Annotated in this window: 23 protein-coding genes and 1 tRNA gene; 14 read left to right on the top strand and 10 right to left on the bottom strand. The window is 60.9% G+C overall.

Features of this window, described 5'->3' with window-relative positions; genetic code table 11:
* Positions 1-97: 97 nt before the first annotated feature.
* Genes I6I71_RS07510 through I6I71_RS07500 form a run of 3 tightly spaced genes read left to right on the top strand, consistent with a single transcriptional unit; the run spans position 98 to position 2,560 of the window.
* The gene (locus I6I71_RS07510; RefSeq protein ID WP_201819973.1) at positions 98-1,036 is read left to right on the top strand and encodes a DUF808 domain-containing protein; all 939 of its coding nucleotides are present in this window, start codon (positions 98-100) and stop codon (positions 1,034-1,036) included.
* Positions 1,037-1,045: 9 nt separating this feature from the next.
* A complete protein-coding gene (locus tag I6I71_RS07505) occupies positions 1,046-2,113 on the top strand; it encodes a hypothetical protein (RefSeq protein ID WP_201819971.1) in 1,068 nt (355 codons plus the stop codon).
* Positions 2,114-2,137: 24 nt separating this feature from the next.
* Positions 2,138-2,560: a cupin domain-containing protein gene (locus I6I71_RS07500; protein WP_052204846.1), complete on the top strand. Its 423-nt coding sequence runs from the start codon at positions 2,138-2,140 to the stop codon at positions 2,558-2,560.
* 42 nt (positions 2,561-2,602) lie between these two features.
* Here the strand turns inward: I6I71_RS07500 and selB are convergent, their stop codons facing one another.
* From selB to I6I71_RS07485, 3 genes are all read right to left on the bottom strand, one after another.
* A complete protein-coding gene (selB, locus tag I6I71_RS07495; RefSeq protein ID WP_201819968.1) occupies positions 2,603-4,342 on the bottom strand; it encodes a selenocysteine-specific translation elongation factor in 1,740 nt (579 codons plus the stop codon).
* Entirely contained in the window at positions 4,339-5,637 is a 1,299-nt protein-coding gene (gene selA / locus I6I71_RS07490) for an L-seryl-tRNA(Sec) selenium transferase (RefSeq protein WP_201819965.1), read from the bottom strand. The genes selB and selA overlap by 4 nt, the downstream gene beginning before the upstream one ends.
* Before the next feature lie 21 nt (positions 5,638-5,658).
* Positions 5,659-5,753: transfer RNA gene (locus I6I71_RS07485), tRNA-Sec, on the bottom strand.
* A gap of 26 nt (positions 5,754-5,779) precedes the next feature.
* Between I6I71_RS07485 and selD the strand changes: the two genes are divergently transcribed.
* Positions 5,780-6,769, top strand: a complete 990-nt coding sequence (gene selD / locus I6I71_RS07480) for a selenide, water dikinase SelD (RefSeq protein ID WP_201819963.1) — start codon at positions 5,780-5,782, stop codon at positions 6,767-6,769.
* Between the two features lie 36 nt (positions 6,770-6,805).
* On the opposite strand, the gene nrfD is transcribed toward selD, so the two are convergent.
* Genes nrfD through fdnG form a run of 3 tightly spaced genes read right to left on the bottom strand, consistent with a single transcriptional unit; the run spans position 6,806 to position 12,208 of the window.
* Entirely contained in the window at positions 6,806-7,903 is a 1,098-nt protein-coding gene (gene nrfD, locus I6I71_RS07475) for an NrfD/PsrC family molybdoenzyme membrane anchor subunit (protein WP_201819960.1), read from the bottom strand.
* Positions 7,903-8,934, bottom strand: coding sequence for a 4Fe-4S dicluster domain-containing protein (locus I6I71_RS07470; protein ID WP_201819957.1), 1,032 nt, complete (start codon positions 8,932-8,934; stop codon positions 7,903-7,905). The genes nrfD and I6I71_RS07470 overlap by 1 nt, the downstream gene beginning before the upstream one ends.
* Before the next feature lie 10 nt (positions 8,935-8,944).
* Complete coding sequence (fdnG, locus tag I6I71_RS07465; protein WP_236587276.1) at positions 8,945-12,208, bottom strand: formate dehydrogenase-N subunit alpha; 3,264 nt, start codon at positions 12,206-12,208, stop codon at positions 8,945-8,947.
* 154 nt (positions 12,209-12,362) lie between these two features.
* On the opposite strand from fdnG, the gene I6I71_RS07455 reads away from it, so the two are divergent.
* Complete coding sequence (locus I6I71_RS07455) at positions 12,363-13,925, top strand: DUF4185 domain-containing protein (RefSeq protein ID WP_201819955.1); 1,563 nt, start codon at positions 12,363-12,365, stop codon at positions 13,923-13,925.
* Between the two features lie 68 nt (positions 13,926-13,993).
* Positions 13,994-15,469 (top strand): DHA2 family efflux MFS transporter permease subunit, encoded by a 1,476-nt coding sequence (locus tag I6I71_RS07450; protein ID WP_236587275.1) that lies wholly within the window; start codon positions 13,994-13,996, stop codon positions 15,467-15,469.
* Here I6I71_RS07450 and I6I71_RS07445 read toward each other — a convergent pair.
* Positions 15,438-15,890 (bottom strand): GNAT family N-acetyltransferase, encoded by a 453-nt coding sequence (locus I6I71_RS07445; protein WP_201819952.1) that lies wholly within the window; start codon positions 15,888-15,890, stop codon positions 15,438-15,440. The two genes, I6I71_RS07450 and I6I71_RS07445, sit on opposite strands and share 32 nt — an antisense overlap.
* 5 nt (positions 15,891-15,895) lie before the next feature.
* Between I6I71_RS07445 and I6I71_RS07440 the strand changes: the two genes are divergently transcribed.
* Complete coding sequence (locus tag I6I71_RS07440; protein ID WP_201819949.1) at positions 15,896-16,708, top strand: spermidine synthase; 813 nt, start codon at positions 15,896-15,898, stop codon at positions 16,706-16,708.
* On the opposite strand, the gene I6I71_RS07435 is transcribed toward I6I71_RS07440, so the two are convergent.
* Positions 16,705-17,247, bottom strand: coding sequence for a 2'-5' RNA ligase (locus tag I6I71_RS07435; RefSeq protein WP_201819947.1), 543 nt, complete (start codon positions 17,245-17,247; stop codon positions 16,705-16,707). The two genes, I6I71_RS07440 and I6I71_RS07435, sit on opposite strands and share 4 nt — an antisense overlap.
* Before the next feature lie 70 nt (positions 17,248-17,317).
* Here I6I71_RS07435 and I6I71_RS07430 point away from each other — a divergent pair, with 70 nt between their 5' ends.
* The 3 genes from I6I71_RS07430 to I6I71_RS07420 are packed head-to-tail and all read left to right on the top strand — an operon-like array spanning position 17,318 to position 20,385.
* Positions 17,318-18,529, top strand: coding sequence for an ABC transporter substrate-binding protein (locus I6I71_RS07430; protein WP_201819944.1), 1,212 nt, complete (start codon positions 17,318-17,320; stop codon positions 18,527-18,529).
* A 3-nt stretch (positions 18,530-18,532) separates the two neighbouring features.
* Positions 18,533-19,615, top strand: coding sequence for a FecCD family ABC transporter permease (locus I6I71_RS07425; RefSeq protein WP_083279042.1), 1,083 nt, complete (start codon positions 18,533-18,535; stop codon positions 19,613-19,615).
* Positions 19,616-19,632: 17 nt separating this feature from the next.
* A complete protein-coding gene (locus I6I71_RS07420; protein WP_232305789.1) occupies positions 19,633-20,385 on the top strand; it encodes an ABC transporter ATP-binding protein in 753 nt (250 codons plus the stop codon).
* Between the two features lie 6 nt (positions 20,386-20,391).
* Here I6I71_RS07420 and I6I71_RS07415 read toward each other — a convergent pair whose 3' ends face one another.
* Positions 20,392-21,165: a MerR family transcriptional regulator gene (locus I6I71_RS07415; protein WP_201819942.1), complete on the bottom strand. Its 774-nt coding sequence runs from the start codon at positions 21,163-21,165 to the stop codon at positions 20,392-20,394.
* Positions 21,166-21,227: 62 nt separating this feature from the next.
* Between I6I71_RS07415 and I6I71_RS07410 the strand changes: the two genes are divergently transcribed.
* Positions 21,228-21,725, top strand: coding sequence for a GNAT family N-acetyltransferase (locus I6I71_RS07410; RefSeq protein WP_201819939.1), 498 nt, complete (start codon positions 21,228-21,230; stop codon positions 21,723-21,725).
* A gap of 63 nt (positions 21,726-21,788) precedes the next feature.
* Here I6I71_RS07410 and I6I71_RS07405 read toward each other — a convergent pair whose 3' ends face one another.
* The gene (locus I6I71_RS07405) at positions 21,789-21,935 is read right to left on the bottom strand and encodes a hypothetical protein (protein ID WP_157045293.1); all 147 of its coding nucleotides are present in this window, start codon (positions 21,933-21,935) and stop codon (positions 21,789-21,791) included.
* 133 nt (positions 21,936-22,068) lie between these two features.
* Here I6I71_RS07405 and I6I71_RS07400 point away from each other — a divergent pair, with 133 nt between their 5' ends.
* The 3 genes from I6I71_RS07400 (at position 22,069) to I6I71_RS07390 (ending at position 25,327) form a co-directional block, all read left to right on the top strand.
* Positions 22,069-23,193, top strand: coding sequence for a hypothetical protein (locus tag I6I71_RS07400; protein WP_201819935.1), 1,125 nt, complete (start codon positions 22,069-22,071; stop codon positions 23,191-23,193).
* Entirely contained in the window at positions 23,193-23,690 is a 498-nt protein-coding gene (locus I6I71_RS07395) for a hypothetical protein (protein ID WP_201819932.1), read from the top strand. Before I6I71_RS07400 ends, I6I71_RS07395 begins: the two co-directional genes overlap by 1 nt.
* A gap of 122 nt (positions 23,691-23,812) precedes the next feature.
* Positions 23,813-25,327 (top strand): HNH endonuclease signature motif containing protein, encoded by a 1,515-nt coding sequence (locus I6I71_RS07390; RefSeq protein WP_201819929.1) that lies wholly within the window; start codon positions 23,813-23,815, stop codon positions 25,325-25,327.
* The last annotated feature ends 167 nt before the right edge of the window (positions 25,328-25,494 follow it).

The raw sequence follows: 25,494 nt of genomic DNA, 5'->3' as shown, positions 1-25,494 counted from the left end.
AGTTTTTCTCGTATTTACTTTGCGTTCACTGTGACCTGCTGCTGGGCTGGTAGCGTCAAAGGGTTACGCCCGCCGCTACCTACCAAAGGAGCCATTCATGTCCGGTGGTTTGCTCGCCCTGCTTGACGACGTTGCGCTGATCGCCCGCACTGCCGCCGCCTCAGCCGACGACGTGGCAGCGATGACGGCAAAGACGTCTGCGAAAGCTGCGGGCGTGGTGATTGATGACGCAGCAGTGACACCACAGTTTGTCTCTGGGGTCACCCCGGCGCGTGAGCTGCCGATGATCTGGAAGATCACCAAGGGTTCTTTGCGCAACAAGCTGCTAATCATCCTGCCCATTGCACTTGTCCTGAACGCATTCGCGCCGTGGGCGTTGGTACCGCTGTTGATGTTGGGCGGTACATACCTCTGTTATGAGGGCACAGAGAAGATCGTCCACAAGATCAAGGCGAATCCTGAAGAAGAGCAGGAACGTGCGGTAAACAAAACGCCGGAGGATGAGGATTCCTTAGTCAAAGGCGCAATCATGACAGACCTGATCTTGAGTGCGGAGATCATGATCATCGCGCTTGATGAGGTTGCTGATCAGCCCATCTGGATGGAAGCTGCCGTGCTTATTTCAGTGGGCATCCTCATCACCATCGCGGTTTATGGCGCGGTGGCGATCCTAGTCAAGATTGATGACATCGGCCGCGGCATGATCGAACGCGACAAAGCACCCACGCTTGGGCGCGGCCTTGTGAAGGGCATGCCGTATATCTTGACCGCGATTGGTGTTGTGGGCACGGTTGCCATGTTGTGGGTTGGCGGCCACCTGATCGTGCGTGGCTTGCACGAGGTTGTCGGCTGGCATTGGCCGCACGACGTCTCGGAGCATCTCAAGGAGGCCGCTGGCGGCGGGGCGCTTGGGTGGCTGGCTGAGACCGGTGTGTCTCTGACTGCGGGGTTGATCACCGGTTTCATCGTGCTGGGAATCGTCGCGCTACTAGGCAAACTGCTAGGCAACATGCGCGGCGCGAAGACCAACGCTTAAGCTGAAGCAATGGACAGGCTCTACTCTCTCGCACCGTCGATATGGGGTGCTGGCGAGGAAATTGAGCTCGCCAGCGTGATCCAAGCTCCCCTTTTTGAAGAGTTTGGGGACACGAAAAATTCAGCATTTTTGCCGGTCCTGCTCCACCCGAATCCGCTCAACGGATCGTGGCGGGTACGCCGGGTGGGCCATGACCGCACCCAGGGCAGGGTGCTGGGGGAAGTCGCGGCTAGGCACCGCGAGCGTTACCCGGAGATGCAACGCATTGAGGCCTCGCTGTTGATGCCAACCACGGTCGCAGAGATTCGTTTTGATAACCAGACCGGCCTGTTTCGGGCCAAGATTATTCTGCCGCCGCACCAACTTACGGTGCCTCGCAACGATCCCCCGGCAGGCGCACTCGTGCTACCGCCTGGGGACATGATTGTGGTGGATACCGCCAAGGGGGAATTCAGCGCCGATGAGCTCCTCGCGCTCTCCCCTGGCACCTGGTTTGTTGCGCTGCACCCGTTGGCAGGCACGGTTGCTGTCACGCTCAACGGCAAGGCACTCGGTGGCTTCGGTGCCGAAGATGCCAAAGAACTCCTTGCCTACATCGAAGAGGCGGGCGCCCCGCTGTACGTACGTGCCGTGCTGTTGGAGGGCATGGCTGCGCTCAATGCCGGCGCCCCAGCTGAGGGTCTGCAGACAATCCCCGCGCTGAAGGTCCCGGACACGACGCCTACTACCCCGTGGTCACTCGTGGATTTCCCCGATGGATCATGGGCGATCACGGTGGAGCGACCCTTTGCCACGGACCCGGAAGACACGATCCGGCCGCACTACAGGGCACGCTACGTGTCGCTGACAGGTGAGGATCGCCCGGACGATGTCGCCGCGCCAACGCAAATGTTTGCCAAGGTGGAGCTCCCGGAGGAACAGGTAGAAGTGCGGGAGCGTACCGCAGTAAAAGATGCGGTGAAGGAAACGCCCGATACCGGATGGCAAGGTGCCGGCGGCTACCTCACCGAAGTTGAGAAGGTGCAGCTCAGGCGTCGCGAACGGGTTGCTGGCGAGGTTGGTCGGCACCGCAAGTAGGCAAAGACGCGTACGGTGGGGCCTATGAGCAACGATAAAGGACCTAACCCGTACGTAGTAGATATTGAGAAGGCCACCCTGGAAAATGATGCCTTCCGTGACACCCTGTGGACCGGTAAGTACCTGCAGCTGACGGTTATGACCATCCCGGCTGGCGGCGAGATTGGCGCTGAGATCCACGATGGCCACGATCAGTTCCTCCGCCTTGAGGAGGGCGAGCTGCGCGCACAGATCGGCCCGAGCAAGGACGAGCTTGAGGTTGACCAGGTTGTTGGCGCAGACTGGGCTGCGTTCGTGCCGTCTGGCAAGTACCACAACTTTGTCAATGAGTCCGACAAACCGGCCAAGCTGTACTCCATTTACGCAGCTCCGGAGCACAAGCCGGGCACTCGCCACGAGACCAAGGCGGATGCGGACAACGATCCGCACGAGCATGACGCTGTGTAACCAGCGCTGTATAACCGGCGCTGTGTAACCAGCGCTAAATAACTAGCGCAAGACGCGCGCGGTACCGTCGACACGACGGGTGACACCGCGCGCGTCAAGCATTTCTAGCAGCGGGATTGCCACGCGTCGGGTGGTTCCCCACGCTTTGCGGGCGTCGGAGGCCGAAAACGGCTGTTCCAGTTCTTGGAGAAGGTCGGCGGCTTTGGTGGGGGCGTCGGCAAGCAAGACCACACCATCTGCAATTCGCACGATGCGTCCGGCCCGCTCGGCTGCGGCCAACTCTTTGTCCCCTACGCCCCACTGCGCCAGGTCAGCCGCCTCGGGCGCGGCAAAGGGCTGGGCGCGCAGGTGCTCCTCCAGCTTGGCAATCCCCTCGCCCAGATCGAGTGTGCGGCCGGTCGAGATCAGCCCGTCGGCCACCGTGAGCTTCGCCGCGGCGGCAGCCAGTGGCAGCAGTTTGGCGTCGGGGAGCTTCAGCTTATCCACGCCCTCCGCAACCCCCATCCCTGCCGACAACGGATTCACCCGCTCATGTTCTGCAACGGCTTTAAGCAGGGCGTTCTTCCAAGCCATGACTTGGCTGGCTTGAATCCAGTAGCCAGCAAACGCGACTGCTCCCGTTGGTGGTGTGTCGGGTACGTCGTAGCCCAGCCGCGCCAGGTGTTCTGGGGTAACGGCCACGCGGCGGGTAATCTCGGCGTTGATATCGGGCAGTGTGGGTAGCGCTTCGGCGCGACGTGCGGCGTCCCCGCGGCGGAGAAAGGCCGGTGGGTCCGCGTCCACCACGCGAGCACCGGCCAAGATGTGTTGTTCGCCGGAGCCGCGAAGGACCAAGGCGTCGCCGATTTTGAGTGGCAGCGGCGACTCAAACGTTAAGCGCACGTGCTCCGGCCCCAGCATCCGTACCGCACACGGCACGCCTGCAGTGCCAACGTGGGCCATAGCTTCGCGTGGGAGGGGGGATGTGGTTGGGGTGGTCAACGTGGCGTCGATAAGCAAGGTGCTCTGCCAAGCGCCGGGAGTGAGTAGAGCGTCGCCGCGGCCGATGCTTTCGGCGTCGATGCCGCGCAGGTTCAGTGCCACGCGCATCGCCGGTTGTGCCACGTCAATGGGGGTGTCCTCGGACTGCACCGAGCGCACGTGCACCTGCTGGCCGTGCAGCTCCAGCACATCACCCGGCCGGATCGTGCCCGCGGTGAGCGTGCCGGTGACCACCGTGCCAGCGCCCTTGATGCTGAAAGCGCGGTCCACCCAGAAACGGATCCGCGCATCCGGGTCCGGGGTGGGTGCGGCTTCGAGCACCTCGTGCAGGGTGCGAGTAAGCTCCCCGATTCCTTCGCCGGTCTTCGCGGATACCTCCACCACCGGCCAGTCCTGTGCTGTGGTGCCGGCGACCTCGCGCGCGATCTGCTGGCGTACCTCGGTGCGGCGCTGCGAGTCGGCATTGTCCGCGCGCGACATCGCAATCACGCCAGTGGTGATGCCAAACGCGTTGATGGCGTCCAGGTGGTCCTTGGACTGCTCTTTGAACCCCTCATCAGCGGCGATAACCAACAGCACAGCCGGCGCGGGTCCCACACCGGCAAGCATGTTGGCAATGAAACGCTCATGGCCAGGCACGTCCACAAAGGCGATGTCGCCGACCCACACGAACCCAAGATCTATGGTCAGGCCGCGTTTGCGCTCCTCGTCCCAGCGGTCCGGCTCCATGCCGGTTAAACGCTTGACCAGGGTGGACTTGCCATGATCTACGTGGCCTGCGGTGGCAACGACAAAGCTCATGCGCGTACCTCACCCGCGGCTTCATCTACAGCCTCAACAATGGCGGCAGCAACAAGCGCGTCTTGGTCTTCAGGCACACAACGCAGGTCAATGAGTAAGCGCCCGCCGTGGACGCGGCCGAGGATGGCAGGATCGTGGCGCCTTAGCGCTGCCGCCAGCGACTCATCCAGCTCCACCGCATAGCCGGGCAGCGGGTGGCCGGGCGCTCCCCCGCCGCCAACACGGCCATCGTGCGCCACAACCGTGCCGCCCACCTTGGCGGCTAGGGCCTCGGTACGCTGCTTCAACACGGCCGAGTCCGCGTGCAGGTAGGCGTACGTGGGATTATGCGCAAGGCGCATGGTCGCCTCAAGTGCTGCAAGACGCAGTTTGTCAATGCGCACCGCACGCGCCAGCGGGTGCTTGCGCATCTTCGCAATCGCCTCACGCGTACCCAACATCACGCCTGCCTGCGGGCCGCCCAAAAGCTTGTCACCGGAAAACAACACAACGTCCGCCCCTTGTTTCAACGCAGTCGTCGCGTCCGGCTCATCCGGCAGCAACGGGTCAGGTGCCAAAAGGCCAGAGCCGGTATCTACGATCAGCGTCTGACCATGAGCGTCCGCGATTTCGCGCAGCTGCGCCACGCTCACACTCGCGGTAAACCCTTCCACCCGATAGTTCGACGGATGTACCTTTAAAATCGCCTTCGCCTCATGAGCGCGTTCATAATCCGCCGGATGCGTACGGTTCGTCGCCCCCACCTCCACCAAACGCACGCGCGCAGACTCAATCAGCTCCGGCAGGCGGAAACCCGCGCCGATCTCAATGAGCTCACCACGGGAGATCACCATCTCGCCGCCCTCAGCAAACGTTGCCGCTGCCAGCAGCAACGCGGAGGCACCGTTGTTCACCACCAGCGCGTCTTCGGCGGCGGGGCACGCAGCCAACAAGGCATCCGCTGCCTGCTTGCCGCGCTCACGCGAACGCACGCCGGCGTCTAAGTCCATCTCCACGTCCACGTAGCCTGCCGCGCGCACCATCGCCTCCACCGCGCCGGTCGACAGGGGCGCACGCCCCACGTTCGTGTGCACCACCACGCCCGTTGCGTTGATCACGGGAGTCAGGGTGGTTGCGCCTTGGTTCGCGCGCGCCACAAACACGTCACGCACATCCTCAGGCGAAATCTCGCCTCGGCGGGCAGCCGCCTGCACATCGTGCGCGAGGGCTTTGAGGGTGGCGGTTGAGAGGTTCGACGTGGCGTCGGCAAGCAATAAAAGCTCATCCGTACGGGGAATGCTGCGGCGCGGATCCAAACGAAACCTCCCGAAAAACTATGGCGGAGACGGACAGGAATCGAACCTGCCAGGCTGAGATGCTCAACCTCACCAGTTTTGAAGACTGGGGCGCCCACCAGGACACGTACGCCTCCGTCGCGTGACGCTACCATACAGCGATATGAGCAAAACAGCCCCAGAAATCCGACTCACCCAATTCGCCGCAGGTGGTGGATGCGCCTGCAAAATCCCACCCGGTGAACTCGAAGACGCAGTAGCCGGCTTGGTTGGCTTTACAGACCCCAACGTGATCGTTGGTCTTGACGACGGTGATGATGCCTCCGCAATCCGCGTCCGCGATGACCTGGCGATTATCTCCACCACCGACTTTTTCACCCCCGTGGTGGATGACGCGTATACCTGGGGCAAGATCGCAGCTGTCAACGCACTGAGCGATGTATACGCCATGGGCGGCACCCCGATTACCGCGCTGAATATTTTGGGCTGGCCGCGCGACGTTTTGCCGCAGGAACTGATCCGTGAAGTCCTCCACGGCGGGCTCGACGCCGCAACTGAAGCCGGCATTTCCGTTACCGGCGGACACTCCATTACTGCACCGGAGCCGATCTACGGCATGGCCGCAACCGGCACCGCCGACCCCGCACGCCTGATGCGCAACGACTCCGCCGAGGCCGGGCTACCGATCACCCTGACCAAGCCGATCGGCTCTGGTTTGTTAAACAACCGCCACAAGGCTACCGGCGAGTGGTTCCAGCAGGCAGTCGACGTAATGACCACCCTGAACCGGGACGCTTCGCGCGCAGCAGTGGATGCTGGTGTGAAGGCAGCGACCGATGTCACCGGCTTTGGCCTGCTCGGACACCTGTACAAGATGGCACGCGCCTCCAAGGTGGACGCGGTGATTGATTTCGCTGCTGTGCCATTTATCGACGGCGCACGTGAAACCCTCCGCGACGGCTTCGTCCCTGGCGGCTCGCGCCGCAACCTGGACTGGGTCAGCCCACACGTCGACTCCGATCTAGATGAGGAGGCGCTGCTCTTGCTTGCAGACGCCCAGACGTCCGGCGGCCTCCTCGTCATCGGCGAAGTGCCCGGCTACCCCATCATTGGCGAGACCGTGCCGGGCACCGGGCGGGTGCGCGTGCGTTAGCGCCTGTTTCAGCGCCTGTTTTTAGCGCGCTATATTCTAGCGCGCTGTGGTGATGGAGTCCCCGACCTGGCCCGCGGTCTGGCGCTCCTTAAGTCGGGCGCGTTGGGGTTCCACCACATACTTCGGGTCTTCGGTGGACTGACGTCCCGCTTGGACGATGCCGAAGCGGGTTAGGCAGGAACCGGCCATGAGTGCCGCACCCGAAAGCGCTGCGATGACACGGTTGCGGCCACCCACCAGAGCGCCAAGGCCACCTGCGATAACGCAGGCCTCCGCCGCCTTGAGCAGCTTGCCGGCCTTGCCCTGGTGCATCGTCTCCTCCAGTGGCGCGTGCAGGTTACGCTCCACGTTCTTGGAGGCCAAGATGTCCGCCGCGGCGCCAACGGCACCCAGTACACGAGCCGGACCGTTGTTCCTGGTGGACGTGGTCACCAGCGCCGCACCTGCGGAGGCAGCCGCCGCCGAAGACACAAACAGCGCTGGCAGTTCCTTGTGCGCGTCTTGCCACAGCGGCACCGACGTGTTGCCCAACAGCACCGCGGTGTACGCAGCGAGTGGTGCGCCGAGCACGCCGGTTGCCACACCTGCCGGCGTGGCTGCCCAGTGGAGGAAGCTACGGGCGAAATCAGGCAACGGCAAACGTTCGCCCGTGAGCTTGTCCATTTCAACTATCGCAGGCACCGCAGAGGTGGAACCGAAGGCGCCCAGAATCCACGAGCCCACACTCATCGGCGAGGACAACTTGAACACGCGGAACATGTTGAGCATGCGCTCCGGGCGACCCAAGTCCAGAATCAGAAAGCTCGAACCCAAACCCGCAGCCGCGAACGTGGTCAGTCTGGTGTTGCGCTGCAGCTCACGGTTGCCAGTCAGCCCCGCGCCAACAGCCAGAAGGCCGGATCCGCCCGCCACGCCGCCGAGAAACAGGTAGCCAGCAATCGGCCACTCCCACGGCGGGAACTTCACAATCGGCTTGCCGTAGTAGGACTCATACTGCTCAAAGTCCGCCTTCGGCACCATGAGCTCTTCACCACGACGCTGCTTCTTGCCCTGCGGCTTTGCACCGCCGCCGGTTTTGTTACGCCTCGGGCCGCGCGGTGCTTCCGGTGGCCGGTAGCTATCAAACTCTGCCATTAGCTGCGTCCTCCAATCACAAAGGCACCCGCAACCGCACCAATCAAACCGGCTGCCGCAAAGACGGCACGCTTGGCCATCGTGGGCAAGTTAGCGGTTGGCACCTGGGGGTCTGGCGGCAGGCCGTAGACCTCTGGGGCGTCCAAAAGCAAGAAGATTGAGCCTGTACCGCCAACTCCGTCCTCGCTGTTGGCGCCATACAGACGCGCTTCCGTCATGCCCTGGGCGTGTAGCTCCTTCACGCGTGCCTGGGCGGTTGCCAGCATCTCCTCGTAGGAGCCGTACTTAATCGACGTGGTCGGGCACGTCTTGGCGCACGCCGGGCCCTCCCCGATCGCCTGACGGTCAAAGCACATCGTGCACTTCTGCGCCACGCCGATGTTCTTGATTGGAGCGACCTCACCAACAGTGAAGTCTTCTCCACGCTTCGTGCGATCGTCACGCTTGGACACGCCGCCGTCTTCACGGCGCTCGATCACGCCGAACGGGCAGCCTGCCACGCAGGTGCCGCAACCGTTGCACACGTCATCCTGCACCACCACAGTGCCGTGCTCCGTGCGAAACAGCGCACCTGTCGGGCACACGTCAAGGCAGCCCGCGTTGGTGCAGTGCTTGCACACATCAGAGGACATGAGCCAACGGAAATCCGGTGTATCACCCGGGGTAACAGACTGCGCAGGCTGTGCGGGTTGCGTGGGTTGCGTGGTTTCAGCGTTGCCGCCTGCCCCAACGCTCGGCATACCCAGCGAGACCAACTTCGCGCCCTCTTCGCGGGCTTTGGTGATCTGTTCCTCGCTCTGCTCAATAAACGCCACGTGGCGCCACGTATCCGCACCGAGCGAGCCGGTGTTGTCGTAAGAGTTACCCGACAACTCGTAGCCATCCTGCGGGTTACGGTTCCACTCTTTACAGGCCACCTCGCAGGCCTTGCAGCCAATACAAATCGAGGTATCCGTAAAGAACGCCTTGCGCGCGGCACGGTCATAGCCAACGTGCTGTGGCGCTTCGGTAATGCTGTTCGTCTTCGCCATCGGCGTGTACCTAGCCTTCCCTCTCCGCCATGTTGCGCTTCGTGTTGTCCACTTCCGCCGTGTCCTCATCATCCAAGCCCGGCGACGCGGTTGCGTCATGCGAGCCCAGCTTGGAGCCAGTGTTCTCCGTCAGGCCTGCACGTTTCTGGTACTCACGCACCAGCGCATCGCGTTCAGCACCGCGTGGGCGGCGGCCCGGGCGGATATCCACCGCGGACACCTTGGACGCCTGAATGTTCACGTTTGGATCCAGCATGATGCCAAGCAGGTCATTTGGCCCGTCACCGCTGACCTCGGCGTATTTGCCTTTGCCGTAGTGGAACGGCATGCCGATCTGTTCGTACTGCTGCTCCCCAATGGTCAGGGACTGAATGCGGTCCGTGACCAGCACGCGGGACTCGATTGCGCCACGCGGCGAAATCAAGGTTGCCCAGCCACCGTTTTCCAAACCAACCTTCTCGGCCAGCTGCGGGGAAACCTCGCAGAACAGCTCTGGCTGCAGCTCCGCCAAGAATGGCAGCGTTCGCGTCATCGCACCCGAGGTATACATCTCCGTCAAACGGTAGGTGTTGAGGATGTACGGGTAGACCTCTGTGCCTTCCTCACCGTAGTTCGGGGCAGACAGGTTATTCGGGCCACGCATGACAATTCGCGACGGCGACTGCTGCTGCTTGTACAGGAAGTTCGGGAATGGCGACTCTTGTGGCTCATAATGTGTCGGCATCGGGCCGTCGACCATGCCACGCGGGGCAAACAGCCAACCCTTGCCGTCCGGCTGCATGATGAACGGATCATCGCCAGCCAACGCATCCGGTCCCACAGCGTCACGATCCGGTTTGTAATCCGGCGCCTTGTTTACCGGGAAGTCCACCACATCCGGCGACTCCCAACGCTCAGCGTCCTCATTCCACCAGACCAGCTTCTTACGCTCAGACCACGGCTTGCCATCCGCATCAGCGGACGCACGGTTGTACAGCACGCGGCGGTTCAGCGGCCACGCCCAGCCCCAGTCAAGCGCCATCTCATCCTGCTCGGAACCAGGGCGCTTGTTTGCGGAACGGTTCACGCCGCCTGCAAACACGCCGGAGTAAATCCAGCAGCCAGACGAGGTGGTGCCGTCCGCCTTCAGGTCAGCAAAGCTATCCACCAGCTGTCCCTTGCGCGGACCTTCGAGGAAGTAGCCGTTGATCTCACGCAGCACAGACTCTGCATCGATCTCACCGTACTCATCCAGGTCATAGTCCCAGGTAATGGACTGCAGCGGAAGGTCACGCGGGTCAGTGGAATCCTTCACCCGCTCCTTCAGACGCAGACCCAGCTCGTAGAAGAACTGCAGGTCACTATCCGCATCCCCTGGTGGCTGCTTCGCCTGGAAGCGCCACTGCAGCAGACGCTGCGTCTGGGTAAACGTACCGGCCTTCTCCACGTGGTTCGCGGCAGGCAGTAAGAAGACCTCAGTGTCAATCTCCTCAGTCACCAACGCGCCGGATGCAACCTCTGGGGAATCCTTCCAGAACGTTGCCGTCTCAATCTCCTGGAAATCGCGTACCACCAGCCACTTCAGCTTGGACAGTGCCATGCGCTGCATGTAGCCGTTGGACTGCGCCACCGCCGGGTTTTGGCCGAACACGAAGTAGCCATCAACCTGTCCCTGCATCATCAGCTGCAGCGTGTGGTAGGTCGAGTGCGCACCGGTAAGGCGCGGCATAAGGTCCATGCCCCAGTTGTTGTCTTCCGTGGCGGCGTCGCCCCAGTAAGCCTTCATCAAGGAGACCGAGTAATCATCCCGCTTCTGCCAGAAACCCTTCTGGTCGGCCATGGCCACAGCATCGAGGTACTGGTCCCACGTCTGCACCTCCGCCTGCGGCATCGGCAGGTAGCCAGGAAGCAGGTGGAACAACGTAGGCACGTCAGTCGAACCCTGGATCGAGGCGTGACCACGCAGCGCCATAATGCCGGAGCCTGGGCGGCCCACGTTGCCCATGAGCAGCTGCAGGATCGCACAGGTACGGATGAACTGGGCACCCATGGTGTGCTGCGTCCAACCAAGCGCATAGGCAAAACACGTCGTGCGCTCACGACCGGAGTTCTCCGCAATGGACTTAGCCAGGTAGTAGAAGTCTTCCTGCGAAATACCGCAAGACTTCTCCACCATCTCCGGGGTGTAGCGGGAGTAGTGGCGCTTCAGGATCTGGAACACACAGTTCGGATCCTTAAGCGTCTCGTCCTTCTCCACATCCCAGGACACTTGCGCATCCCAAGCAGGCTTCGGCTGCCACGTGGAGTTGTCGTACTTACCCGTCCTCGGGTCATAGCCAGAGAAGATGCCCTCAAGGTCTTCCGTGTCTTGGAAGTCCTCGTTGATGATCACGGAGGCGTTGGTGAACGCCTTGACAAAATCCTCAAAGTAGAGCTCATTGTCCAGCACGTACTTAATCACCGCGCCAAGCAGCACCACATCCGAGCCACCTCGGATCGGGATGTGCTTATGGGCGATTGCGGACGTTCGCGTGAACCTCGGGTCCACGTGAATAATCCGAGCACCACGATTCTTGGCTTCAATCACCCACTGGAAACCCACCGGGTGTGCTTCGGCCATATTCGACCCTTGAATGACAATGCAGTCCGCATTCGCCATGTCCTGCAGCGGCTGGGTCGCGCCGCCACGGCCAAACGAGGATCCCAAACTGGGAACCGTGGAGGAGTGTCATATACGGGCCTGATTTTCAATCTGCACCGCGCCAGAGGCAGTCCAGAGTTTCTTAATCAGGTAGTTTTCCTCGTTGTCCATGGCTGCACCGCCAAGGCCAGCGATGCCCATGGTGCGGCGAACCGGGTTGCCGTGCTCGTCCGTGTCCTGCCAGCCGTTCTTGCGGGCCTCCAAGAAACGGTCCGCGATCATCTCCAGCGCGGTTTCACGGTCAAGCGTTTGCCACTCCGTTGCCTTCGGCGCACGGTAGAGCACCTCAGTCAGACGGTTGGGGGCGTTGACTAGCTGCTCGGAGGCGGCACCCTTCGGGCACAGACGCCCACGGGAGTGCGGGGAATCCGGGTCACCCTCAATCTGGATGACCTTGCCATCTTTGACATAGACGTTCTGGCCGCAACCGACAGCACAGTACGGGCACACGCTTTTGACCACACGGTCAGCGTCAATGGTGCGCCCTTCCATTTCCTTCGTGCGACGAGACTCAGTGTTCTCACCGCGGGCGAAGAGGTCACCGCCGCGCAGCTGGCGCACTACCGGCCAGTTGAGAGGACTGATTCGAGACATGCCTCACACACTAGCGCATAACGGCACAACTCCTCACGTGCTTCAAAACGCGGGATAATTCTGGACAGTTTCCACACGCTATTTAGTTATGTGTTTGTTAGAGTCAGAATCCTTGCAAGTTGTATCGAATTTCGCTGTCAAGAAATCGGGTTTCATGTTCCGCAACGCCTCTTCCCGCGCCCTCGTGAGCGCAGCAACCATCTCCGCGCTCACCCTGGCCGCAACCACTGCGCCTCACGCTCAGGCCCAGGAGGTGGCCGCTGAGCACGAAACGTTAAAACCTGAGGTTCCGGTTCAAAGTGATCCTCGTGATCCTCGTGATACTGCTGCCCCGGAAGAGCGTGAGGAGACAGACGCCGCGGACGATGGCGAGACGCTGGATTACTTTGCCAATCCTTTTGCCCGCAACGCAGACCCGCAGGGCGTCGCGTCGCCAAGCAAGGTGCAACCGAACGTCACGGTCCAGGTGCTCGGTGACATCCTGGGCCCCTACTCGCAGCACGTGGGTTTCCGCTCGGGTGACTTAGGCGTCATGGCTCCGATTAATGATGAGGGCGAGTTCGCCATGATCTTCGGTGACTCGTTTCGGGGCGATACCGTTGGCCGGGGCGAGTGGATGAGCCCTGTCGGTGTCGTGGCCAAGCGCGACGAGAATGACTACGTGGATATTCAGCGCCCGCTGAACAAGGGCGAGCGCGTCAAGCAGACGATTGGCTACCTTCGCGACGGGGACCTCACACTCATCCCCTCCGACATCATCAATATCGACGGCACGCTGTACCTGCAAGCGATGTGGAATCGCGGGCTGCACAAGACGCAGTACTCCGAGTTTTGGAAGTCTACGGACCAGGGCCAAACCTGGCAGCCGGATGGCTTCTACTACTCCGCCATGAAGCATCGAGGAAGCCAACGTGGCATGGACGAGATGTTGTCGTGGGAGATGGGCCCTGATGGCTACGTTTACATCGTCACCACCACGTTTGATCGCAATAAAACAAACGTTGCGCCCATGTACCTGTTCCGCGTTGAGCCGGAAAACCTGACCAACCGCAACGCCTGGAAGATGCTGAATCTTAACGACGGCAACTGGTACGGCGTCGACGGCTCTGGCACCGCCATCCTGGATCATGACACCGAAGGCCGCGTGGTCAATGCCGGCGAGATGAACTTGCGTTACATCGACGGCAACTGGGTACTCGTGCTTTTCAACGAGACGACGCTGCAGGTCGAGGTGCGCATTTCCAAGGACATTGACGTTGATTGGAACAACGTGCCTGCCGTCGCCGTCGCAAAGAATGGCCCGTGGGCGAACCAGCAAACGCCGAACAACTGGTCGCAGCCCTACGGCGGCTACATCGTGCCCGGTTCCAGCATCAATGACATGGACATCATCGTGTCCCAGTGGCACAACCCAGGCGGCACCCGCTACATGGCAACCCAGTTCAACGTTCGCGGACTGGAGACCTTCTACCCAGACCTGGTCGACGAAAACGGCGAAGCCTTCGAATCGGTCGCGCCGCGTACTGAGTTCCCGGAGAAGACGATCCGCCCTGCGTTGCCGGAGCCGACGCTTCCGGTTCCAACGTCCTCGGATTCCCTGCAAACCGCAGTGATTGTTATTGGCATCATTGCCTCCATCGGGGCGCTCGCGGTGTTCTCCTGGCCGATGCTGCGTCCGCTGCTGCCGGCGCAAATCCAGGACATCCTGCCCTTCTAACTCCCGTGTAGCCTGCGGAAATCCCCATCTCCGCCGACGTGTGGGGTATGTGGCGTAGAGTCACAGCGATGAAGTCCATTACCCCATCTTCGCCCCAGCAGCGCTCACCGTGGCCCGCGCTTTGGGCAATGATGCTGGGCTTTTTCATGATATTGGTGGATTCCACCATCGTCTCTGTCGCTATCCCAGCGATTACTGAGGATCTTGGCGCCAGCTACAACGAGGTCATCTGGGTCAACAGCGCCTACCTGCTTGCGTACGCAGTACCGCTGCTGATCACCGGGCGCCTTGGTGACCGCTTCGGACCACGAAATATCTACACCCTCGGACTGGCGCTGTTCACTGTCTCATCGCTCGCCTGTGGTTTGGCTAACAGCGCAGCAGCACTGATCGCGGCACGCGCGTTCCAGGGGTTCGGCGGGGCGATGGTTACGCCACAGACCATGTCGGTGATGATCCGCACCTTCTCCCCCACTCAGCGCGGCGGCGCTATGGGGGTTTGGGGTGCAACCGCGGGTCTTGCCACCGTGGTGGGACCGCTTCTGGGCGGTGTGCTTGTAGACGCTGGAGGCTGGCCCTGGATCTTCAACGTCAACGTGCCCATTGGCATCATCGGCATCATCTTGGCATTCATCTTCGTGCCCAAGCTGGAGCAAACCAACCGCACCTTTGACTGGCTCGGCGTTGCCCTCAGCGCCGCCGGCATGTTCTGCCTCGTGTTTGGCATTCAAGAGGCCGAGAACTTCAACTGGGACTGGCGGGTGTGGGCGCTGCTGATCGCCGCGGCGTTGCTGCTGACGCTGTTTGTGCAAAAGCAGCGGACGCTTGGAGATACCGCGCTGGTTCCCTTGCGGCTGTTCAATGACCGCAACTTCACCTTGGCCAACGTCACCATCGCCACCGTCGGGTTCGCCGTTTCCACCTACATCATTCCGTGGATGATCTACGTGCAAAACGTCCAAGGATTCACGCCAACGCAGGCTGCGCTGCTGGTCCTTCCGTCGGGCGTCATCTCTGGTGTGCTGGCGCCGATCATCGGCAGACTCACCAACACACATGACCCGAAGCCCTTTGCCATCACCGGGCTTTCGCTCGCGGCACTATCTATGGCGATATCAGCACTGATCACTACCCCTGAGGTAGATTCGCGCTGGATGTACGCCATCGCCGCACTCTACGGCGTGGCCAACTCCATGATGTGGGGCCCGCTGTCCATGGTGGCTACCCGCAACCTGGAACGCACGCTGGCGGGTGCCGGTTCCAGCGTCTACAACACCACACGTCAGATCGGTGCCGTGATCGGCTCTGCAGCCATCGCTGCGATGATGACATCGCAGCTCACGCGCACGCTCGGCGGCAGCGCTGGCGAAACCAGCACCACCGGCGCCGCTGCAACGCACATGAGTGGCACGCTGCCGCCGCCGCTGCACCAGCCGTTTGCAGACGCCATGAGTACATCCATCTGGCTGCCCTGCGCCGTCATCGCGCTTGGTGCGTTGGTGGCGTGCTGCTTTAAACGGACTGAGTCTTGGTCTGCGCAGTAGCAGCAAACGTATCCGGGTTCAGGTTCCACACCGGCGGATCAATGCGTTCAAATCCGTAGTGCTCCCAGAACTTCACGGCCTGGGTGTTCGTCGGCATGACCATCAGGTGGATGGCTGGGGTGCCTAGGTCGGCGAGGTACTTCACGGCAGCGTCGACAAGCATCCGCCCAATGCCGCTTCCCTGCACTTCCGGGCGAACCCCAACCATGTGCAGCCAGCCGCGGTGGCCGTCAAAACCGGGCATGATTACGCCGTCAATAACCCCGTCGGCTTCCGCAACGAAGATGGTGCTGGTGGGGGTGGCCATAGCCAGATCAAAATCTACCGGCGGGTTGTTCCATCGGTTGGTGATGCCGGAGACATCCCACACCTCACAAACCTGATCTCTATCCGCCGGTGTCGCCTCGCGCAGTGTATGCATGAGGCATGAGTGTAACGGGCAGTGAGACGACTCGGCGAAAGCCACGCTCCCCCAAACGGCGAATCACCGGCAGCTATCCCATTGACACTGGTCAGGCCGACATCGTTGCGGACCCAGCGCGTGACGGCGGCTACATCCTTGAGGTCAACCGTGTGCCCTCGTCCTACGTTGTGCCCGGCGCGCCGGAGGTGCTGGAGTATGACTACATGCAATGGATTGCGGGTTTCATCGCTGGCGCCGAGTTGCCGGAGCCATTTACCGCAGTCCATCTGGGTGCGGCCGGGTGCGCGCTGCCGAGTTACGTCAACCACCGCTGGGAAAGCCACAATATTGCCGTTGAGCTGGACCGGGGTTTGGCTCGCGTGGTGCGCGAAGCTTTCGACCCTCCGGTGGAGATCGTGGTGGCCGAGGCCCGCGCGTTTACGCATGCTCTTGCGCTGGCTTCGGTGGATGTGATCGTTCGCGATGTGTTTGCTGGCCCGGATACCCCTCGCCCGTTGACCACGGTGGAGTTCTTCCGTGCGGCGCATCGCGCGCTTCGCCTGGGTGGGTTGTTCGTGGCCAACATTGGTGATCGTATGGGCTTGCCAAATACCCGCGCTGAGCTTGCCGGACTCGCCGAGGTTTTCGCACACACCATGGCCGCCGCCACGCCCGAGGCCCTCGCCGGTCGCGCCTACGGCAACGTGGTGGTTGCGGCCTCAGATACTCCCTTGGAGTTCCGTGGTGAGGTTCCATCCAAAGAGGGCAGTTTGCTTATCGACGCCCACGTCAACCCCCACCACGACCAACCCCACCCCCGGCGCGCAACCCCTTAAAACTCAAACTCCGTACCCAGACTTGGCTGGTAGAACACGGCGCGCTGGGCGGTGATGTCGTTGAAGTGGGGCGAGGTGACCTCCGCTAGTGCTGCGATGTAGTCCGGCACGATCGCTTTTGGCAGACGCAGCCCCATGGTCAGGTGCGGAATCCAGCGCTCGCCGCGCCCTTCTGGGTTCAGCGCACTGATGGTGCGGGCGGCTCGCTCAAGTGGTTCCGGTGCCTCCAGCAGCCAGGTGACTGTTTGTTTGGATTTGGTGCCGAACACGGCGACGCCGACGCGCCGCAACGTAGCCGGAAGCAGCGGCGGCAAGAGCACAGCAGCCTCCCCGATCACCTGGCGCTGCATAGTGGGCGCGAATGTGATGGACACGTGTGGACGCTGGCGCTGCTTGGGAAACCCCCGCCGTGCAAGCTCCGCGTAGATCGCGCGCACAGTCTGCTCGTCTTCATCTGACAAGCGCAGCAGGATGTTTTCGGGTGGCACGAGGCCAAGGGTAGCGAAGCCTTGGGGATCCCAACTACCCCTTCTTGACATTAGGTGAGCCTTACCTTACGTTCTGTATCGGCCCTTAACTTAGGCTTACCTACCTTGGAAAGGTTGTGTTGTGAAACTCTCCACCAAACTCGGCGCGTTTGCTATCGCAGCGTGCACCGCGCTGAGCCTTGCGGCTTGCTCAAGCTCCGAAACCTCGTCTACTTCGTCATCTACAGCACCTGCGACATCCTCGTCAGTGGAGCGCAGCGCTACGACCGCAATCACCGTCACGGACGCCGCCGGCCGCACGCTGAAATTCGATGAACTGCCGGAGCGCATTGTGCTCGCCGAAGGCCGCGCCGCCTTCGCCACTGCCCTGTTGCAGGAAGATCCGCTGCACAACATCGCCGCATACGGCCAGGACCTGGTGAAAAATGCTGGCGCATTCCGCGACAAGCTCATCGAACTCGACCCAGAGGTGGAAAAGATGCCGGTGATCGGCTCTGTTCACAAGGGCGATGTCACCGTAGAAAACCTGCTGGCGCAGAACCCAGATGTGGTCATTATGACCCTGGATCAGAAGAAGGCCGTTGAGGAAAGCGGATTCATCTCCGACATGGATGCCGCTGGCATCACCTACGCGTTCATCGATTTCCGCCAAAAGCCCTTGGAAAACACCACAGTATCTATGAAGCTCCTGGGAGACCTGCTGGGCCAGAGCGAACGCGCAGAAAAGTACAACGAGTTCTACAACGCAAAGGTCAAAGAGATCACTGACCGCGTTGCAAAAACTACAGAGCGCCCGAACGTGCTGCTGTGGACCGCTGCGGGTTACAACGAGTGCTGCGCCGTCGCAGGTAATGTCCACCTGGGCACGTTGGTTACCGCAGCAGGTGGACACAACCTCGGGCCGGATGTCCTCGGCCCAGAGACGAAGACCATCACTCCGGAAAAACTCATTGAGCTTGACCCTGACAAGATCATTGTCACCGGTGGCGAGTGGGCCAGGGACCCCAACAAGACTGACACGTTCCGCCACGTAGAGCTGGGCTACCAGTCCACCCCGGAACTAGCCTTGGAAACATCGCAGGGCCCGCTGAACAAGCCAGGTTTTGAACTGCTGCAGGCACCGAAGGACGGCAACTTCTTCGCCGTGTACCACCAGTTCTACGACAACCCCTTCAACGTATTCGCGCTCGAAGCTTTTGCTGCATGGATTCACCCGGAAGAATTCGCTAACTACAACCCAACGGAGGAATTCAAGCAATTCCACAAGGACTGGCTACCGATTCCTTACAGCGGCGTGTTCTTCCTCGACCCGGCTCACCCGGAGAAGGCATAACCCGTGACTACCCAGGTATCTACGCCGCAGATAAAGGCAGTGGATGCCCGCCAGGCCGCGATTGACAGTTACCGCAAACGCGGACGTAACAAAGCGTTCGCTATTGCTGGTCTAGTCGTCGCGGTTTTTGCGAGCTTCCTGTTTGCCATCATTGTCGGTCCCCTCAACATCTCCATCGCTGATGTGTTTCTGGCAGTATTTCGCCCGGATCATGTAGATGAGCAGACGCGTGTAGTCATTCGTACGCTTCGCCTGCCCGCCGCCGTAATGGCGGTCCTGTGCGGCGCAGCACTCGGGTTGGCCGGTGGGAAGATGCAGACGATTCTGGATAACCCGTTGGCCGAGCCTTTCACGCTTGGCATTTCGGCTGCCGCTGCTTTCGGTGCGGCATTGTCCATCGTGATGGGGTGGACGGTGATTGCGAACCCCCAGTTCAACCTGGCGCTAACCGCCGCCGTATCCGCGCTGCTTGCTGTAGCAATTGTCGCCGTGGCATCGGTGTGGCGTGGCGCCACCGCAGAATCCATGATCCTGCTCGGCATTGCGTTGTCGTTTTTCTTCCAGGCACTGTTGTCCCTTTTGCAGTACGGTGCCAACATCGAGGCCTTGCAGCAGATCGTGTTCTGGACCATGGGCTCAATGCAGCGCGCTACCTGGACCTCGAACACGATCCTTGCTGTGGTGCTGGCTGCTGCAGTTCCCTACTGTGTGGCTAACTCTTGGCGTTTAACGGCGCTTCGGCTTGGCGACGACCGCGCGGCCGCCCTCGGCATCGACGTCAAGCGCCTCCGCCTCACCACCCTCATCGTCGCTTCACTCTTGGCCGCTGCATCCGTGGCGTTTACCGGCATCATCGGATTCATCGGGTTGGTTGGGCCTCATGTGGCCCGCATGCTGGTTGGTGAGGACCAGAAGTACTTCCTGCCAGGTTCTGCTGCCGCAGGGGCAATGCTGCTCAGCTTGGCCTATGCCGTTTCCCTGTCCATCATCCCTGGTTTGGCAATCCCGATCGGCATCATCACGGCCCTGGTTGGCGTGCCGTTTTTCGTGTTCCTCATCTTTACTCGCACAAAGGGCAGGAGATAACCACTATGACAAGTTGCGTGACAATTACCGCGCGAGCGCTCACTGTCGGATACGGCCGGACAACCATCCTGCACAATATGGACTTCGGCCCGCTCGAAACGGGCAAGGTCATCGGGCTTATCGGCCCGAATGCGGCGGGCAAGTCGACGTTGGTTAAAACGATTGCGGGGATTAAGCGTCCACAATCAGGCACTTGCTCCGTCACCGTAGGCAGCAAAGTTGTAGAGGGCAGAGAGCGAACCCAGGCCATCGGATACGTGCCTCAGGACCTGCTGGCAACCGCGTCCCTGACCACCTTCGAGTCAGTGATGGTCTCCGCCCGCCGGAGCGAAGTGGAAGACTGGGATCCAATAAGCGCAACAGCTGACACCCTGGAACGCCTTGGCATTACCTACCTGTCAGACCGGCTGATCTCCGAAATGTCCGGCGGCCAGCGCCAGCTGGTTGGCGTTGCGCAGATGCTGGTGCGCCACCCGAACATTTTGCTTCTGGACGAGCCAACTTCCGCCCTTGACATCCACCACCAAGTACACCTGCTGGAGATTGTGCGCGAGGAGGTGCGCGGCACCGACCGCCTGGCCGTGGTGGCCATCCACGATCTCAACTTGGCAGCTCGTTTTTGTGACGAGCTGCTGGTGATTAAAGGCGGCCGCGCCATCGCGCACGACAAGCCCAAAACGGTACTCACCCCGGAACTGCTCCATGAGGTCTACGACATCGACGCTCGCATTCTTTACGACGCCGACGTCCCCGTCATCTGCCCCGTATAAATTCCCTTATCCCCACTGAGGGTTATCCACATCCACGCCAGCTTCGGCAGCCGCGGCCTCAACAAGCTGCAGCAGGTAGTCCTGGGCACCGGCGTAAGCCCTGTGGAACCGGGCATCACCCACATACATGCGTGCCAGAATCAGCTGGCGCGCAGGCGTGACTTCATACCACTGCCCAATGCTTTTTCTGTGGCGTGTAACCAACGCCGCGGCTTCCTCAGACCCCGGTGCCACGCCTGCATCGCGGGCGGCTACGAGATCAGCAGCCAACGCTTCCTGTTCCTCTTGGAGGCGCGCGAAATCACCTTCCCCCATCTGCGCGAGTTTCTCCTGGGACTGCGCCCACTCCGGGGTATCGCCCCAGCGCTCCTGTGCCTCTGCCTGGTACGCGGGCATGTCTTCGCCCAGGTATTTCTTCATTGCGTCCATATCTATGTTGCCTTTCTTCATATCGTTGATCAGGTTGTTGATGGTGGTGAGTTGTTGGGTGAGCGTGCGGCGTCGATAAGCAAGAGCCCTACGGTGGTGCTCCAAGGCGGCCGCAAGGGCATCCGGGGAGGCGTCGAGCAGCTCACCAATCTGGGCAAGAGGCACGCCGACTCCGCGGTACAGCGCGATCGCCGCGCCACGCTCCATCTCAGCGTCGGTGTAGATGCGGTAATCCGCCGTGGTGCGCTCCGGGATAAGCAGGCCCATCGACTCCCAGTGGCGCAGCGCCTTCGCGCTCACACCAAGGATTTCCGCCGCCTGGCCAACCGTGTACTCGTTTCCATCAACCATGCTGTCGATTGAACAGGTTGCCGTAGGGGCAAGGTCAAATACGGCGCGTAGCATGGATCAGCATGCACTTGCTTCGCACCCCACGCCTTGTATTGTCCGTACCCACGGACGCCGATGTTGACGCCATCTTTGCCATCCACTCGGATGCGCGTACCTACGAGCACCGTCCCGATCTGGCCATGAAAACCAGGCAGGAAGCCGAGGAGCTCGCACACGCGTGGCAGGCGAATTGGCGTGAGAAGCAGCTGGGCTACTACGTGGTGTCCACACTCGATGGCACCACCATCGGTTTTACGGGCCTGCGCCACAGCCAGGAGGCTGGCGAGGACGTGCTCAACCTCTACTACCGCTTCGCCCCAGAATCCCAAGGCAAAGGCTATGCCAAAGAAGCTGCGGCCGCGGCCCTGGCAAGCGCCCGTGAGCGGTTCCCAGAGTTGCCCGTGGTTGCCATCATTGACCCTACGAATGAGGCGTCAATTGGTTTGGCTTTGAAGCTGGGATTTCAGCATGTCCCCGGTGCAGGAGTTCCTGATGACTACGAGGTGTACCGGTGTTCCTAGTGGCGGAAAGACGACATCGGTTTGCCCGGTTTTGCCCCTATCCCCGCTGATTTGGGAGATATATCAAGTGTTCACCGGCTGAAGTCCAATGTTCAAAGGCGCAACCTCAACATCAGCCGGATCATTCATCAATAGCTTGTCTACAAAGCTCTCCTCACTCCGAGTGAGCTTGGAGTATTCCGCGATCGTTTTTGGGATATTGGTAGCCATCAGCCCCCTTTTTTAGTGACGTACTTTCATTTTATGGATTCAGTCGGGCTAATCAATGCTCGAGATTCCACTCCAGTGTTTTGCTGTTGCCACAGCACCAGTTGCGGCCGATTCGGTTGTAGGTTAAATGACTATGTGTCGTAGTTTTCCCGTGCGTATTGCCCTGCCGTTTGTTGCCTGCGCTCTTGCGCTCAGCGCTTGCTCCGGCAGCGGCGACACCGTCGTTGTAACCGCCACCGAAGTTGTAGACCCTGATTCCGGCGAGGTATACACAACCGTTGCTGGCCAGCCTGAGGAGCCGCCGACGCGCAAACAGGACAAACGCGCCAAGGAAGCAGACTGGCGCACCGAATACGCCAAAGTGCTAGATAACCCTGGTAGTTACAACTTTGACCTGCCCAACCCCACCGGCATTGCCCTTAAATACGCCCCCGAGGGCAACTACCGCTACGCCCTTGTAGAGGCAAACGGCGGGGGCACGCCGGAGCTGCTTTTGAGCTTCGACGGCGTCGATGAAATGTCCAACCACTTCTCTCGCGTGCTGCTGTTTCAGGTTGGGGATGGTGGGTCCGCGGAGGCGTCGACAAGCATCCTGACCCAAGGTGCCTCCGGTGCGGGCGGGTACCGTGCAACGATCCAGGCCTCCCAGCTTGGCTACGGCCTGTACCAAAGCGAGCACTCAAGCGGCACCGGTAATGGCGACTCGACCTGGTGCGAGGTCGACGGCACGGAGATCCTGTCGGCAGAAAAACCCCGCGATTTCAACATTCAGTACGCATTTCCGCTTCATCTTGAAATCACGTGGGCACCCATCGAAGACCGCGGCCCGCTTGAACGTGGCGATCTCACCGTGGCACTGCCCGAGGCCCGTCGGGGCAACGCTCCCGCTGACGCACCGGATGCGGTGGCTGAAGGCACCGTGGTGATGAAGCATGGCTACGAGCTTCGCCCTGAAGGCATGCCGAACAACGAGGACCCCAACAGCGAATACCTCCTGCTCCAGCTGGACGCGTCGCAGGACTTCACCGACTACCGGGCCTCCGGTGAAGTAGTGACCCGCGACACCGACACCATCTCCCTAGGCGGCCGGGAGATCAGCACATACCCCCGGGATTGGGGCACCGAATGGGAGCAGGTCCTAGGCAAACGCGTCCGCTTGACGATGGCTGCGGACTCGGTCCACTTCCAAACCGATACCGGCATGCCGATGGGTGCGCTGCGCGTTACGTCCTTTAAGAACGTTGAGGTGCTGGACTGATGCGCCGCCTCAGTGCTGTGCTTGCTGCGTTAGTGTTGACCGCGTGTGTGCCGGAGTTGCCTGAGGTGCCGGATTTGCCGGAGGCTGAGGAGCCTGCGCTTGAGGAGCCTTTGCTTGACGACGCCCCCGTCAACGCCGACCACCCCGAAGTCTTTGCCACCCTGCGCATTATGGATGGCAACACTGCCGTGCGCGAGGTCGGTAACTTTTACGCCGACCCGGATGAGACGTATTTCTTCCTGGAACTACCTGCCCCCACCGAGATCTCGGGGATCCAGGGCGGCGCGCCTAAGGTGAGCGAAACGAAGTGGATCACCATCGGCACCGAAGATGAGGCACTAGACCTTTTCGGTTACGACACGGACCTTTCCCTGCTTGACGGCGAAGCGCTTCACCTGATCCTTAAGCCTGACCGCATCTTCTACCCGGGTGACCCAAGTTGGCCCGCAAACGCTCCGCGGATCGATGAGATCTTCGGGTACGAAATCGCTGGCTAAGCCCACATTTTAGAACGTGCGTTCGCTTTTTTGGTTAGTGTGTTAACCCCGCCTGCTAGTGTGTTGTTTAACAGTTTTTGACAGTGATGTTCAGACGACATACCAGCAGGAAGGAGGGTATAATGAGCACGCAAGTAACGCAGTGTGTAAAGCAGATTGCATCCGCACTTGAATCCCTTAGCGCACTGTTCGAAGACCCCTCCTGCTTGGCGTTCGAAGACATCCATAAAGACATGGAGCTGCTCGAAGCGCAATTCAAACAAAAAGCGACAATTGATGCAGCGTTCGCCTTCATCGCCGAACGCGATGAGGCTGGGCGCACGGTCGGCGCAAACTACGCCAACGCATACCTGCAGCAGTGCCTAGACCTTTCAAAGTCTGAGGCGTACAATCGCCTCCAGCGCGGTCGCCTCCTGTTCGCTCCACCCGAGCCCCCGCCACCTCCTCCCCCGCCTGCGGATGAAGACGCGGAAGATCTTTTCAGCGGCGCAGACAGTCACGCTGGCGCTGGCCCTGACAGTGGCCCTGAGGCTAGTCGTCAGCAGCAGGAAGAGGAGCAGCGCCAACAGCAGAGCGACGCGCGCAAGCACGCCGCCCAGGTGAGCGCGGAAAAGCAGGACATCATCCGCCGCGAGCTGGACAAGCTTCTCAAGGCCGCAGCCGGGGATCGTGCCCGCATTCATGCCGACGCGATGCGCGAAGCACTCTCCCGCTCCCCCGAAGACCTGCGTATCTACGTGCGCAAGGCTGTCGAGGCGGCGAACCGGAAGCATGCGCCGCGCTCCAACCCGAACGCGGGCCACGAGAACCGTGGCATTGCGATTGGCCGCAGGAAAGCCGACGGCACCGTTGATATCCACATCAACACCACGGCTGGCCACGCTGCACTGATCAAGGCACACCTGGATCAGGGGCTCGCACCAAACAGCAACCTGCCCAAGGAGCTGCAGGGTGAGATTGACCCGCGTACGCCCCGTCAGCGTCGCTACGACCAGTTCTTTGCCATCTTCCGGCAGTACGAGCAGGAGTACCAGGAAGAACACAATGGTGCGGCGTCCGTTGTCATTGCGGTTACGCTGGATGACCTCGCGGACGGTGATGCTGTCATGTTGTACGGCACCAACGTAGGACTCGAAGTCGATTGCTTCGATCTTGTCCGCCTCGGTATGGACGGCACGACCGACTTCGTACTGCAAGTAGATGGGGTGACCTCTGTTCCCCTGTGGCTTGGCCAAAGCAACAGGATCGCCTCAATTGAGCAACGCATCGCGATGTTTGCCGTCCAAGGGGTCTGCTCCTGGCTCGGCTGCACCGCCGCCATGTCGGAGTGCGAAGCGCACCACATCCTGGCCTGGATCAAAGGTGGCAGAACCGACATTGAAAACCTCACCGGTTTATGTCGCGAACACCACAGGTGCAACAACGATCACAGAGACGGCTCTTTCAACAAGGGTTACATGGATTTCGATCCACAAACCGGCAGGTCAGGGTACCGGAAACGTCCAAGTGATCCGCTGCGTTTCAACCAATCCGTCCCCGCAACACAATCTGCGGTCAGCCGAATATATGCGGCAAAGGGAAGGTGCGACTGCGCCCGAACAGGGATGCCGGACCCAGCCTTTCATCCCCGAGTGTGATCTGTAGACACGGATCTATATCGACAGATCTATATTGACAACCATGCCGAACAACCTCCGGAAACATGGTCTCGTTGCCCTGCTCGCCGCCGCAACCGCGTGGGGTCTTGCTGCCTGCTCGGGTGCGCCCGATGACGATTAGCCACAACTACCTGGTCACAACCTGG

The sequence above is a fragment of the Corynebacterium riegelii genome, from assembly GCF_016728505.1.
GTDB classification, from domain to species: Bacteria; Actinomycetota; Actinomycetes; order Mycobacteriales; family Mycobacteriaceae; genus Corynebacterium; species Corynebacterium riegelii.
Note: the sequence above shows the minus strand (reverse complement) of the source record. Positions and strands in the feature narration are given on the sequence as shown.

Bases quoted from the DNA above. Each gene is read 5' to 3' on its own strand.
- I6I71_RS07510 (WP_201819973.1), top strand. From the start codon at position 98: ATGTCCGGTGGTTTGCTCGCCCTGCTTGACGACGTTGCGCTGATCGCC.
- I6I71_RS07505 (WP_201819971.1), top strand. From the start codon at position 1,046: ATGGACAGGCTCTACTCTCTCGCACCGTCGATATGGGGTGCTGGCGAG.
- I6I71_RS07500 (WP_052204846.1), top strand. From the start codon at position 2,138: ATGAGCAACGATAAAGGACCTAACCCGTACGTAGTAGATATTGAGAAG.
- selB (WP_201819968.1), bottom strand. From the start codon at position 4,342: ATGAGCTTTGTCGTTGCCACCGCAGGCCACGTAGATCATGGCAAGTCC.
- selD (WP_201819963.1), top strand. From the start codon at position 5,780: ATGAGCAAAACAGCCCCAGAAATCCGACTCACCCAATTCGCCGCAGGT.
- nrfD (WP_201819960.1), bottom strand. From the start codon at position 7,903: ATGGCAGAGTTTGATAGCTACCGGCCACCGGAAGCACCGCGCGGCCCG.
- I6I71_RS07470 (WP_201819957.1), bottom strand. From the start codon at position 8,934: ATGGCGAAGACGAACAGCATTACCGAAGCGCCACAGCACGTTGGCTAT.
- I6I71_RS07455 (WP_201819955.1), top strand. From the start codon at position 12,363: ATGTTCCGCAACGCCTCTTCCCGCGCCCTCGTGAGCGCAGCAACCATC.
- I6I71_RS07450 (WP_236587275.1), top strand. From the start codon at position 13,994: ATGAAGTCCATTACCCCATCTTCGCCCCAGCAGCGCTCACCGTGGCCC.
- I6I71_RS07445 (WP_201819952.1), bottom strand. From the start codon at position 15,890: ATGCATACACTGCGCGAGGCGACACCGGCGGATAGAGATCAGGTTTGT.
- I6I71_RS07440 (WP_201819949.1), top strand. From the start codon at position 15,896: ATGAGTGTAACGGGCAGTGAGACGACTCGGCGAAAGCCACGCTCCCCC.
- I6I71_RS07435 (WP_201819947.1), bottom strand. From the start codon at position 17,247: ATGTCAAGAAGGGGTAGTTGGGATCCCCAAGGCTTCGCTACCCTTGGC.
- I6I71_RS07415 (WP_201819942.1), bottom strand. From the start codon at position 21,165: ATGGTTGATGGAAACGAGTACACGGTTGGCCAGGCGGCGGAAATCCTT.
- I6I71_RS07410 (WP_201819939.1), top strand. From the start codon at position 21,228: ATGCACTTGCTTCGCACCCCACGCCTTGTATTGTCCGTACCCACGGAC.
- I6I71_RS07405 (WP_157045293.1), bottom strand. From the start codon at position 21,935: ATGGCTACCAATATCCCAAAAACGATCGCGGAATACTCCAAGCTCACT.
- I6I71_RS07400 (WP_201819935.1), top strand. From the start codon at position 22,069: ATGTGTCGTAGTTTTCCCGTGCGTATTGCCCTGCCGTTTGTTGCCTGC.
- I6I71_RS07395 (WP_201819932.1), top strand. From the start codon at position 23,193: ATGCGCCGCCTCAGTGCTGTGCTTGCTGCGTTAGTGTTGACCGCGTGT.
- I6I71_RS07390 (WP_201819929.1), top strand. From the start codon at position 23,813: ATGAGCACGCAAGTAACGCAGTGTGTAAAGCAGATTGCATCCGCACTT.